The sequence below is a fragment of the Actinokineospora bangkokensis genome (genome assembly GCF_001940455.1).
Lineage (GTDB): Bacteria > Actinomycetota > Actinomycetes > Mycobacteriales > Pseudonocardiaceae > Actinokineospora > Actinokineospora bangkokensis.
In genome coordinates this window covers 8,660-21,910 of the sequence record NZ_MKQR01000013.1, presented here as the reverse complement: position 1 = coordinate 21,910, position 13,251 = coordinate 8,660, and the positions used below count along the sequence as shown (strand labels likewise).

Below are 13,251 nucleotides of genomic sequence, written 5' to 3'. Positions count from 1 at the left end.
GCGGGCACCGACCCGAGCAGGGGGGAACCCGATGAGCGCACCCGTTCCCGGCAACGCGCAGGCCGCGCTGGTCCGCGAGGTCGAGGCGCTGCTGCGCCCGCTGGTGCTGGCCGCGGGCGACCAGTGGCACCTCGACGCGCTGCTGGAGGCGCTGGGCTGGGACCCCACCGCGCTGCCCGGCACGGGCGCGGACCTGTCCGGCTGGCTCACCGACGTCACCACCGCCGTCGGCGGGATCACCGACCTGGTCGAGCACCCGCCGCAGTCGCTCGACGACCTCGGCCGGGCGCTGGCCACGGCCGCGGCGGCCTTCCGCGCGGTGCGGCAGCTGCCGCGGTCGCTGGCCGCCCTCGACGCGCAGGCGCTCGCCCAGGACGTGCTGGACCACCTGGTGATCTCCTACCTGGTGCGCCACCACGTCGTGCTGCACAACGTCCTGGTGCTGCTCGGCGTGGTCGTGCCCGCCGCGGACCTGCCCGCCACGCCGGGCATCGTCGTCGACGGTGCCGCGGTGCGGCTGCCGCGGGCCCGCTCGACCATCCGCCCCGAGCGGCTGGTGCAGCTGCTCACCGACCCGGTGGGCGCGATCAAGGCCGAGTACGGCGGCCTCGACCTGTCCACCGAGGCCACCGCCGACGCCGTGGCGGCCAAGCTGCTGCCCAGGCTCGGCGCGCTGCTGCGCTCGCTGGGCGTGGACGTCCTCGTCGGCCTGGGCGACACCACCGACAGCGGGCTCGACGCCACGAGCGTCCGCCTGGGCAACCGCATGCTGACCCTGGCCAAGCACCTCGACGCCGGTGAGGTGCAGGCCGACCTCCAGCTCACCGCCGCGCTGGGGTCGGGGCAGACCGGCGGGCTCGGCGTCGTGCTGGTGCCCAGCGGCGCGGTGCGCGTCGACCAGGTGCTCGGCGACTGGGCGCTGACCGCCGACCTCGGCGCCGCGGGCCCCGGCGTGGCGATCGGCGCGGGCGGGGTCACCCTCGCCACCGACGACTCCGGGCACGTCACCCTGCGCGTGGAGCTGCACCGCGCCGAGGGCGCCGCCCCGCTGCGGCTGGGCAGCGCCACCGGCACCCGGCTGGAGGTGGCCGACCCGCGGGTGTGGGTGGGCGCCGAGCTGGACCCGCCCGACGGGGCAGAACCCGACCCGGCGAAGCAGGTCGACGTCGAGGTCGGCGCGGTGGCCCGCAAGGCCGCCATCGTCATCGCGGCGGGCGACGGCGACGGGTTCCTCAAGCAGGTGCTGCCCGCCGAGGGGCTGCGCGCCGAGTTCGCGCTCGGGCTCATCTGGTCGCGCCGCTCCGGGCTGCGGTTCGAGGGCTCGGCCGGGCTCGACGCCACGCTGCCCGTGCACGTGCGGCTCGGGCCGCTGGAGGTCCGCGACATCGGGTTGGCCCTGGTCGCGGACACCACCGGCGCCCGGCTCGCCGTGACCGGCACCGCCGCCGTCGCGCTCGGCCCGGTCAAGGCCACCGTGGAGAAGGTGGGCCTGGCGGGCACCCTCAAGCCCGCGGCGAACCGCGACGGCAACCTCGGGCCCATCGACGCGGGCGTCGCCTTCGAGCCGCCCAAGGGCGTCGCGATCGCCGTGGACGCCGGGGTCGTCACCGGGGGCGGTTACCTGTTCGCCGACCGCGGGGCCGGGCAGTACGCGGGCGCGGTGGCGTTGCAGTTCAAGGCGTTGGCCCTGCAGGCGGTCGGCATCCTCAGCACGAGGATGCCCGACGGTTCCGACGGGTTCTCGCTGCTGCTCATCGTCTCGGCGAAGTTCACCCCGGTGCAGCTGGGGTTCGGCTTCACCCTCAACGGCGTGGGCGGGCTCATCGGCGTCAACCGGTCGATCGACACCGAGGCGCTGCGCTCCGGGCTGCGCACCGGGTCGCTGGACTCGGTGCTGTTCCCCGAGGACCCGGTGGGCCGGGCCAAGGAGCTGGTCACCACCCTCGGCGGGGTGTTCCCGGCCGTGCGCGGCAGGCACGTCGTCGGGCCGATGGCCCGCATCGGCTGGGGCACGCCCACCCTGGTGACCCTCGACGTCGCGGTGCTGCTGGAGCTGCCGTCGCCGGTGCGCCTGGCGCTGCTGGGCAAGCTGCACATGGCGCTGCCGACGGAGAAGCAGGCCGTGGTGGTGGTCAACGTCGACGTGCTCGGCACGATCGACTTCGACCGGGGCGAGGCCGCCGTGGACGCCTCGCTGCGCGACTCGCGGATCGCGGCATTCCCGCTCACCGGCGACATCGCCCTGCGCGCGAAGTGGTCGGGCACCCCGTCGTTCGCGCTGTCGGCCGGTGGCTTCCACCCGCGCTTCCAGCCGCCCGCGGGCTTCCCCGCGCTGCGCCGCCTGGGCATCTCGCTGCTCACCGGCGACAACCCGCGGCTGCGCCTGGAGGCCTACCTGGCGCTGACGTCCAACACCGCCCAGTTCGGCGCGAAGCTGGAGCTGTACGCGGCGGCGCTGGGCTTCAGCGTCGAGGGCGTGCTCGGCTTCGACGCCCTGGTGCGCTTCGACCCGTTCGGGTTCGAGGTGGACGTGGCGGGCATGCTCGCGGTCAAGCGCGGCACCAGGTCGCTGATGTCCGTGCGCGCCGAGCTGGCCCTGTCCGGGCCCCGGCCGTGGCACGCCCGCGGCCTGGCGAAGTTCGAGGTGCTGTTCTTCGACGTCGAGATCTCCTTCGACCGCACCTTCGGCCCCTCCGCCCCGCCCCGGCAGCTGCCGCCCGCGGTGGTGGTGGTCGAGCGGGTCGAGGCGGCGCTGGCCGACCCGCGCAACTGGACCGCGCAGCTGCCGCGCACCGGCCGCTCGCCGGTCACCGTCCGGCAGATCCCGGTGCCCGCCGGTGTGCTGCTGGTGCACCCGCTGGGCACCGTGTCGGTCACCCAGCGGGTCGCGCCGCTGGGCATCACCCTGGACAAGTTCGGGCAGGCCCCGGTCTCCGGGCCGCGGCGGGTGGACATCACCTCGGTGCGCTACCGCACCACCCCCACCTCCGCCACCCGCACGCTGTCCACAGTGGAGACACGCGACCACTTCGCGCCCGCGGAGTTCCGCGACCTCACCGACGACGAGCGGCTGTCGCGGCCGTCGTTCGAGTCGTTGCAGGCCGGGCGCACCACCCAGGGCGCCACCGCCATCGCCCGCGACCGCGGCGCGCTGGTGGAGGCCCCGGTGGACGACTTCGACGAGACGATCGTGGACGCCCCCGCCGCGAGCACCCCCGCCACCCTGCGCGCGGCCACCCGGCGGGTGCCGGGCGCGCAGGCGGCGCCGTCGCTGCTCGCCCGCGCCGCCGTCGGGCCCGCCGCGCTGGCCGCCACCCGGCGCACCGGCAGCGGCCGCTTCGCCACCGCCGCCCGCCCGCTCGACCTGCTCGACACCGCCTACGCCCTGGACACCGAGCCCGCCCAGCCCGCCCAGCCCGCCCAGGGCGCCGGGTTCACCGCGGCCCGGGCCACCGGGCGGCGGCTGACCTTCACCGAGGCCGACGACCTGCGCCGCGCCGCCGAGGCCGCCGCGCCGCCCGCCCCGTTCACCACCCAGGCCCGCCCCCCGGCGGGTGCCAGCCAGACGACCGGGCTGCGCGCCGCCGCCGCCCCCGCCGCCGCACCCGCGCGGCGGGCCAGGATCGTCGCCGTCCCCGCAGGAGCCACCCGATGAGCGGCCTGACCTTCCTGTCCTGGGTCCGCGAGGGCCTCGCCGCCGACGGCGGCGCGGTCGACCAGCTCACCGGACCGCTGCCCGGCCGGTCGGTGGTGACCCTGCTGCCCAGGGTCAACGACCGCGCCGAGGTGCCCGTCACCGCCCAGGTCTACGGCGCGGGCGACGTCACCGGCATCGACCCGGCCCAGGTGCTGCGGGTGTCCCCGGCGCCGGGCGCCGCCGACGCCGAGCCCAGCCGGTTCGCCTGCGTGGAGTTCGACCAGCCCGACCTGCCGTGGGCGTTCACCCCGGCCGCCGCCGACGCCCAGGGCAGGCTGCGGCCGTGGGTGGTGCTCGTGGTGGTGCCCGCCGCGGGCGCCACCGTCACCGGCGCCCCGGACGGCGGCCTGCCCCGGCTGCGCTGCGACCCCGCCGAGCTGCCGGACCTGGCCGAGTCGTGGGCGTGGGCGCACGCCCAGGTCATCACCGACGGCGACCTGGCCGACGTCGACGACCTCATCGCCCACGCGCCCGACCGGACCCTGTCGCGGCTGCTGTGCCCGCGCAGGCTGCTGCCCGCGACCCGCTACCTCGCCGCCGTGGTGCCCGCGTTCGAGGCGGGCAGGCTCACCGGCCTGGGGCGCGAGCTGCCCGCCGAGGACCGCGACGTGCTGCGCCCGGCGTGGCCGCCGGTGCGCGCGGAGTCGCCCTGGGAGCTGCCCGCCTACCACCACTGGTCGTTCGCCACCGGCGTCGACGGCGACTTCGAGTCCCTGGTGCACCGGCTGACGCCGCGGGCGCTGCCCGCCGCCGTGGGCACCCGCCCGATGGACGTCGGCGCGGCGGGGGAGGGGATGCCCGTCCTGCCCGCCGACAGCCGGGTCGTGGGCTTCCCCGGCGCGCTGCGCCCGGCCACCGGGGACGCCGGGCACTGGGACCCGCAGGCCGAGGCGAAGGTCGGTGACGCGCTGGAGGAAGTGCTGCGCGGCACCGGCGACGACCCCGCCGACCCGCCCCTCACCCCGCCCGTGCACGGCGCCGAGGCCGCCGTGGCCCCCGGGACCCGCGGGCTGCCGTCGGCGCAGGACGGGCCCGCGTGGCTGCGCGGGCTCAACCGCGACCCCCGCCACCGCGCGGCGGCGGGCCTGGGCGCCGAGGTCGTGCGGCGCCACCAGGAGGAGCTGGTCGCCGCCGCCTGGGACCAGGCCGCCGAGGTGCGCCGGATCAACGAGGCGCTGCGGCAGGGCCAGCTGGCCCGCTCGGTGGCCGACAGCCTGCACCGCAGGCTCGACGCGCTCAGCGGCCGGATGGACTCCGGCCCGCGGGCCGACACCGCCCGCGCGGGCCTGCTCCAGCTCACCCAGGCCGCCCTCGGCTCGGTGCCCGCCGCGGGCGGCACCGCCGCCGACGCGGTGGCCGCCAACCGGGAGGCCGAGGCCGCGCTGGACCCGGGGTTCCGCAAGCTGCTGCGCCCCGGCGGTCCGCTCTCGGCCGCCACCGGCCACGGCGCGGGCACCACCAGCGCGCAGCTGGCCGCGGCGCTGAGCACCCGCCAGGCCACCGCCACCCCCGAGCTGGGCGCGGCCGCGGGCGCGGCGGGCCTGGAGCGGCTCTCCCACGGCGCGCTCACCTTCGGCGAGCTGGACTCCGACGTGCTCACGAGCAAGTGGTGGGAGTCCGACACCGGTCCGCGCGACCGACCGCAGCCCGTCACCCCGCAGATCAACTGGATCGGCGCGGCGATGGCCAACCGCGTCTTCATCGTCACCACCGACGGCCGCGTGATGTCCGCCGTGCACAACGGGTCCAACGCGGTGTCCTGGGTGGACCACGGCACACCGCCGGGCACCACGGCCACCCGCGCGCCCGCCGCCATCGGCAACGAGCACGCGGTGGTCCTCGGTCTCGACCGCAACCTCTACCGCCTGTACTGGGACGGCGACCGGTGGGCGTGGGCCTCGCACGGCAAGCCGTCGTTCGCCAACCTGCTCAACTACAACGGCGTCGTCGCGGTCAAGCGCACCTCCCGGCCCAACTCCGACGACACCGCCACCACCGGGACCTTCTACAGCGCCTACCTCATCTCCGAGGCGGGCACGCTGGTGGAACTGGTGGGCAGCCCCGGCGGGCTGTGGGGCTGGGCCGACCACGGCAAGCCCGCCGACGGCGCCACGCTGGTGGGCGTGCCCACGGTGGTCAAGCCGTGGCAGGTCACCGTCGTCAGCATCACCGGCAACGTCTACACCCGCACCTACAAGGGCGGCTGGAGCTGGCAGGGCTACGGGCAGCCCAGCGGCATCGGGTTCCTCCCCGACGAGCCCACCGTCCCCGGCCCCGGCCTGGCGGGCTTCCTGGCCAAGGCGGGCAACGGGAAGCTGTACTCGATGGGGTTGTCCGGGGGCATGTTCCCCCGGCCCACCTGGAACGAGTTCTACGACAGCACCAACGGCCACACCCTCGGCGGCGTCGGCAACCGGGCCGTCGTCACCAGCCGCGCCTCCAGCGTGCGCTGCCACGACAACGGCTGGTGGGAGCCCGGCGGCAAGGCGCCGGTGTCCCGGCAGGACCTGTGGCTGGTCGGCTGCCAGGTCAACGGCGTGGTGTGGGTGTTCGCCGACAACAAGCTGCTGCGCCTGGACACCAACGCCTCGTCCCCGGTCTGGCAGGACTTCGGCCAGCCGGTGCTCGGCGGCGAGGGCATGACCGACGCGCTGCCCGCGGCCCACGTGCGGTGGCGCTCGCAGGTCGGGTTCCGCTCGGCGCTGCTGGTCGGCACCGCCGAGAGCAACGGCGGTGCCGCGGCGCAGGTGCGCGTGGGGCAGAACACCGACTGGGACGGCAGCGTGCGCGGCGGCTGGCAGCGCGCGGCGCTGCCGGTCACCCCGCCGCTGAACAGCCCGCAGGGCTTCGCGCTGTGCGTGGCGGACCTGGCGCCGCCGCAGACCGGGGTGGCGAGCGTGCCCGACGTCGTCGCGTTCTGGATCGAGGCCTCGAACACCGGCGGCAACCTCGGCAAGTACTGCGTGGGCCGCAACCTCTCCGCCGCCGGGACCACCGGTGACTGGGGCCCGGTGCAGACACTGCCGACGGCGATGTGCACCCAGTACAACCCCGACGGCGCGCTGTCGCAGTACTGGGGCGTGCAGAACGCCACCGCCACCCTGGCCGACCTCGACGGCGACGGCTACCAGGAGCTCATCGTCGCCTACGTCGGCGGGCCGACCACCGCGCGCAGGCTGTTCCTGCGCATCGGCTGGAAGCTCGACCCGGGCACCGGCGCGGTGCAGCGCGGCTGGGGCGAGTCGGTGGAGGTCCCCTGGCCGGGCAGGCCCGCCAACGGCGCGCCCACCATCACCGGGATCGCCGTCGCGGTCGCGGACCTCAACGTCGACCTGCGCCCGGAGATCGTCATCGCGATCGCGGAGCAGACCGGCACGAGCACCACGGTGTCCTACCGGATCGGCTGGAACGTCAACGGCCGCGGCCGGTGCGTGCTGGAGAACCGCGCCGCCGACCCGTGGAGCGCGGTGCGCACGGTGCCCGGGCCGTTCCCGACCACCACCCGCGGCCTCGGGCTCGCCGTCGCCGACTTCACCGGCACCGAGAAGCCGGACCTGCTGCTGCTGGCGGTCGACGCCACCGCGGGCCCGACCCGGGCGACCTACCGGCTCGGCCGCGACGTCGTCGGCGACGCCCCGCAGTCGTGGTCGGCGCCGATGGTCGTCGACGGAGCGGGTGCCTGGGGCAACCCGGTGGCCGCGTCGCTGGCCGTGGTGGACCTGCCCGGCAGCACGCTGGCGGACAAGCGGGCCATGATCACGAGGTTCCGCGCCGCCGCCACCCGCCACCAGGGCGCCCTGCTCGCCGCGCAGGCGCGGGCGGTGCAGGCCGACGAGGAGGCGCTGGGACTGCGGGCGATCGCGGACGCGGTGCGCTCGGGCCTGGACCCGGAGACCGCCGTCACCGGCCGGGTGCTCGGCCGGGTCGGGGGCCTGGACCTCGGGGGCGCCGGGCTCACGGACCCGCTGGGCCCGCTGCTGGCCCCGCCCTCGTTCGCCCAGCCGCTCGCGGAGCTGCTGGCCGAGCTGGGCCAGGACCAGCTGCTGCCGGGGGTGGGCGAGGTCGAGCCGGAGACCCTGGCGCTGCTGGCGACCAACCCGGCGTTCGTCGAGTCGTTCCTGGTGGGCGCCAACGGCGAGCTGGGCCGGGAGCTGGTCTGGCGCGGGTTCCCCACCGACCGCGCCGCCACCGCCTTCCAGCACTTCTGGGACGCGCGCGGCACCGTCGAGCCCGGCCACGAACCCGCGGACGTCCCGCCCGTCGCGCAGTGGCCGCGCACCGCGGCACTGGGCACGATCGCGGGCGGCGGCGGGGAGCAGGTCGTGCTGCTGCTGCGCGGGGAGCTGGTGCGCCGGTTCCCCACGCTGGGCCTGCACGCCCGCCGCGCGGTGGCGCCCGCGACCCCGGGCGGCCCCCGCGGGCTGGGCGCCCAGCGCCTGGAACCGCTGTTCAGCGGCACCCTCGGCCAGGACGTCAAGTACGTCGGGTTCGCGCTGGGCGTGCGCCAGGCGCTCGGCGACCTCGACAGCGGCGGCACCGACCCCGGGTGGTTCTTCGTGTTCGAGGAGAACCCCACCGCCCCCGGCTTCGGCCTCGACGTGCCGCAGGCGGCGGCGAAGTACGGCACCGCCCCGGCGACCTGGCGCGAGCTGAGCTGGGCGTCGATCGCCCCGGACGCGGGCACCCTGGGCGCGCTCAAGCACGTGCGCACCACGACCCCGTTCGGCACCCCGGAGCTGCCGCTGCGGCCCGCCCGCGCGCCCGGCGAGGTCGTCGACAAGGCCACCTGGGCGCGCAACAGCGCGCACATGGCGCACGTGACCCTCCAGCAGCCCGCCAGGGTCGCCTTCCACGCCACCGACCTGCTGCCACCGGAGCCCGCCCCCACCCCGCGCCTGGGCGCGGCCGGGGCCGCCCGCGCGACCGAAAGCACGGAAACCCATGCCTGACAACACCTGGACGCTCCCGGCGCAGTACCCGGTGGTGCTGCTGCCCGTGCGGCTGGAGACCCGGTTCACCGCCACCCAGCTGCTCGTGCGGGTCTACCCGGACGAGGTGCACCTCGACAGCCACGAGGCGCCGCTGACCGACGACGAGGCCACCTGGGGCAAGCGCTACTGGTCGGGGGTGTGGGCCGCCGCGGGCGACGACGCCAAGGAGCGCGCCGCCTGGGAGGAGCTGGCCACCCGCTACGGCGCCGAGCGCGCCTCCTGGGTCGCCCGCGTCCTGGAGCCCACCAACCCCGAGGCGCGCCCCGGCGGCACCCCCGCCTTCCCCGTGCTGGGCGCCGCGCGCGCCTCGTCGTGGACCCAGCGGACCGTCGCCAGGGCCATGCCGACCCGCTGGCGGGTCATCGGCTACCCGAACGCGACCGGCGTCGCCCGCCAGGAGGTCGTCGGCCTGCCCGTGCCGCGGCCGCTGCCGGTCGGCCCGGCGCCCACCGCCGACCTGGACTCCCTGGCCGCCGACCAGCCCCCGGTCGACGACGCGACCCGCTGGCTGGTCGACTTCACCGCCGCCGAGGCCATCGGCATGGGCGTGCGGCTGCCGCGCGCCCCGGGCGGGTCCGACCTGGGCTACCAGCGCGTCGTCGTGCACGGCGTGGTGGAGGCCCCCGCCGCGGGCAGCACCGAGCCGGTGGCGGAGGTGACCGGCCGCGAGCTGGCGGCGCTGCTGGACTCGCACTTCCACACCCGCGGCGTCGGGTTCATCGCCCCCGGCTCGGCCACGAACAACACCGCCACCGCGACCTCCACGCACAGCCGCCGCGACCCGGAGTCGCGCGCCGCGCTGCGCGTGCGCCACGGCGACGCCGCGCCCGCCGCGGCGAACTCCGCCGCCAAGCGGCTCGCGGGGGCGCTCGGCATCCCGCTCACCGCCACCGGCGGCACCGGCGCGCCCAAGGCGGGCACCCCGACGGCGCTGGGCCGCGCGCGCGGCGCCGCCCGCGACGACGAGTCCACCGCCCGGGCCATGGCCACCGCGCTGTGGGCGGCCACCGGCGGCTACACCCTGCACCAGCTCGCCGCGGGCCGGTTCACCGACGCCGACGTCCGCGGCGTGCGCGAGCACCTGCGCAGCCACGTCCGCCCCGGCGGCCCGCTGCCCGCGCTGCGCATCGGCAAGCAGCCCTACGGCGTGCTGCCGGTACTGCCGCTCAACGCCTGGACCGAGGTCGAGACCGCGACCGGGCCCCGGCTCAACCCCGCCGTGGCGGGCTTCCTGCGCACGCTGCGCGACCAGGTGTGGCGCCCGGCGGCGCAGAACCCCGCCGCCGTGCCGCGGGTCGTGCGCGGCGCCCAGGACGCCGAGCGGGTCGTCGCCCGCGTGCTGGCCATGTCGCCCACCGCGCGGCGCGTCTTCGCCCGCAGCTCGCTGGGCCAGGAGTACGTCACCGCGCTGTGGCGGCTGGGCACGGTGGCCCTGTCCGAGCAGTGGCGCGCCGAGCTGGGCGCCGCCGGTGCCGCGCTGGCCCAGCGGTTCGGGCTCGGCGCCTTCGACGTGCGGCTGACCAAGCTGGTGCACGCCCGCGAGTCCTTCCCGCTCGACGCGCCGTGGACGCTGGCCGCCCCCGGCACCCCCGGCGGCACCCCCGCGCAGTACCTGGCGCTGCTGGGCGACCTCAGCCGCGGCCCGGAGTCGCTGCGCGACGCCCCGGACCTCGGCCCCGCCGCGGCCACCCCGCTGCTCTACCGGCTCATCCGGCACTCGCTGCTGGCCGAGGTCGGCATCACCACCGGCAGGCTGCTCGGCGACGCCACCGGCGCGGGCCTGGAGCCCGAGCTGATCGACCTCGACGGCGACGGCACCACCAGCACCGCGAGCAGGCGGCTGTCGCAGTTCGTCCCCGGCAGCTACACCACCATCAGCGCGTGGCTGCGCACCCCCGCGGTGTCGGTCGACGCCCGCTCCACCGACCTGGCCGAGGCCGCCGCCGCGGTCCGCCAGCTGGCGGGCACCGCCCCGGCCGACCTGGAGCGGGCGCTGGCCGGGCAGCTCGACGCCACCTCCCACCGGCTCGACGCGTGGATCACCTCGCTGGCCACCCGCAGGCTGGGCTGGCTGCGCCGGGCCTCGGGCGGCAAGCCCACCGGCGCGCACCTCGGCGGCTACGGCTGGGTCACCGACGTGCGCCCGCGCGGCACCCAGCCCACCCCCGTCACGGCGCTGCCGCCGGGGGAGGCGGGGCCGCTCGTGCAGGCGCCCGGCGACACCGCGGGCCCGATCCACGCCCCGTCGCAGACCCACGCCGTGACCGCGGCGGTGCTGCGGTCGGCGCAGCGCGCCCACGGCGACACCCCGGGCACGCCGCTGGCCATCGACCTGACCTCCGAGCGGGCGCGCGCCGCGCTGTGGGTGCTCGACGGGGTGCGCCAGGGCGTGCCGCTGGGCGCGCTGCTCGGCGCCCGGGTGGAGCGCTGGATCCGCGACAGCGCCGAGCCCACGCTGTCCTCCTGCATCGACGCGCTGCGCGGGCTGGCCCCGGTGCTCGCCACGTCCGTCGACGCGGACGGCGCGATCACCGAGTCGCGGGTGCCCGAGTCCGTCGTGGACGGCCTCGCCCTGCACCGCCGCTACCTCGACGGCAGGCTCGACCCGCTGCGCGACGTCGGCGCGGCGGGCAACCAGGTCGCGGAGCTGGCGAAGGTCTTCGAGCGCTTGGACGACCTGGTCGACGCCGTGGCCGACGCGCTGCTGGTCGAGGGCGTGCACCAGGCCGTGCAGGGCAACCCGCTGCGCGCGGGCGCCACCCTGGACGCGATGTCCAGCGGCGAGGCCCCGCCGCCGGAGCTGGAGTCGCTGCGCACCCCGCGCACCGGCGACGCCGTCACCCACCGGGTCGCGGTGCTGGTCGGCGGGTCCGGCCCCAGCCCGGCGGACTGGCCCACCGACACCGCCACGCAGGTCCGCGCCCTGGCCGAACCGGCGCTGGCCGGGTGGGTCGCCCGGCTGCTGCCGCGGCCCGGCTCGATCACCGCCACCGCGGCGCTGCCCGACCACACGCTCGTGCCGTTCACCCTCGCCGAGCTGCGCCTGTCGCCGCTGGACTGGCTGGCGCTGGCCCCGGCCGACCCGCTGGCCCCGCTGGCGGGCACCGACCTGGAAGCGCACCTGCTGCTGCGCGCCGCCGCGCTGCCCGCGGTGGCGGGGCGCCGGGTCACCGGGGTCTCCAGCCCCGGCCTGCCCGCGCTGCTGGAGGCCGCCCGCGCCGCCCGCGACCTGGTGCGCTCGGCGCGCGCGGTGCGCCCGGCCGACCTGACCCTGCCGGAGAACGCCGACGACGCCCCGCTGGACCTGCTGGTCGACTACCCGCCGGTGGCGCAGCAACCGCCGGTCGAGCAGCCGCCGGAGGACAAGCCCCCGGCCGACCAGACGCCGCCGGTGGGGGACAAGACCCCGTCCGACGAGACCCCGCCGATCGTGGAGCTGCCGACCAGCCTGGCGGCCATGCCGCTGCCGAGCCCCACCCCCACCCCGGGGCCGGGCAAGCCCCTGCCCGGGCCGGGCAAGCCGCTGCCCACCCCGACCCCGGACCCCGTGCCGTACGTGTCGCCCACGGAGATGCAGGACCGGCTCGCCGCCGTCCAGACCGTCGTCAACCGCACCGCCGAGCAGCTGGGCAGCACCGCGCTGGACACCCTGCGCGCCGGGCTGCTGGGCGCGAGCCTGCTGGGCGTGCCCGGCGTCGTGCCGCCCCCGCCCGCCGCGGGCGACACCGACCGCGGGGTGCTGAGCGCCCTGGCGGCGGCCGCGCTGGCGGAGCTGCGCAGGCGCGCCCAGGCCGCCGCCAAGATCACCGAGGGCCTGGGGGAGGAGGTGGCCACCGGCCGGTTGGGCGCCCTGGTGCCGGACGTCCCGGCGCTGCCGCCGTTCACGCTGCGCCGGTTCACCCCCACCACCGCCGACGCGTTCCGGTCGTCCTACTACGACTCCACCGGCTTGCAGGCGGGTGACCCCACCACGGCGGCGACCCGGCTGCTGGGGGTGGCCAAGGTGCGCCCCGGCGTCGACCGGTTGGTCACCTCGCTCGGCTACGCCGAGGCGCTGGGCACCGGCGACGGGCTGACCGCCTCGGTCGCGCAGCTGCCCTACAAGGCGGGCGACCGCTGGGCCGGGCTGCCCGCCGCCACCGGGGGCAGCCCCGGCAACCGGCTCGCGTTCACCCTCCACGCGCCCGACGGCCTCCCGGACAACCAGGGCGTGCGCGGGCTCGTGGTGGAGGAGTGGACGGAGGTCGTGCCGCGCACCCGCGAGACCACCGGCCTGGCCGTGCACGCCGACAGCCCGGACTCCGCGCCGCCGCAGGCGATCCTGCTCGCCGTGCCCCCGGACGGGCGCGCCGACTGGGACCCGCAGCTGCTCACCGACACCGTCGACGAGGCGCTGTCGCTGGCCCAGCTGCGCGCGGTCGACCTGGAGGCGCTGCACCCGGTCGACCCGGACGCGCTGACCGACATCGGCCAGCTGCTCCCGGCCACGGTGCTGGCCGCCAACACCGCCGTCGCCGACGCGTTCTCCACCGACTTCACCCGCGGACTCCCGAGGTAGCCGAC

At 77.4% G+C, this 13,251-nt stretch carries 3 protein-coding genes; all 3 read left to right on the top strand.

The features are described 5' to 3' along the window. Positions 1 to 31: 31 nt before the first annotated feature. The 3 genes from BJP25_RS12965 to BJP25_RS12955 are packed head-to-tail and all read left to right on the top strand — an operon-like array spanning position 32 to position 13,246. The gene (locus tag BJP25_RS12965) at positions 32 to 3,655 is read left to right on the top strand and encodes a DUF6603 domain-containing protein (protein WP_075975155.1); all 3,624 of its coding nucleotides are present in this window, start codon (positions 32 to 34) and stop codon (positions 3,653 to 3,655) included. Beyond that, positions 3,652 to 8,646 (top strand): hypothetical protein, encoded by a 4,995-nt coding sequence (locus BJP25_RS12960; RefSeq protein ID WP_075975154.1) that lies wholly within the window; start codon positions 3,652 to 3,654, stop codon positions 8,644 to 8,646. Before BJP25_RS12965 ends, BJP25_RS12960 begins: the two co-directional genes overlap by 4 nt. Further along, complete coding sequence (locus BJP25_RS12955) at positions 8,639 to 13,246, top strand: hypothetical protein (RefSeq protein WP_075975153.1); 4,608 nt, start codon at positions 8,639 to 8,641, stop codon at positions 13,244 to 13,246. The genes BJP25_RS12960 and BJP25_RS12955 overlap by 8 nt, the downstream gene beginning before the upstream one ends. The last annotated feature ends 5 nt before the right edge of the window (positions 13,247 to 13,251 follow it).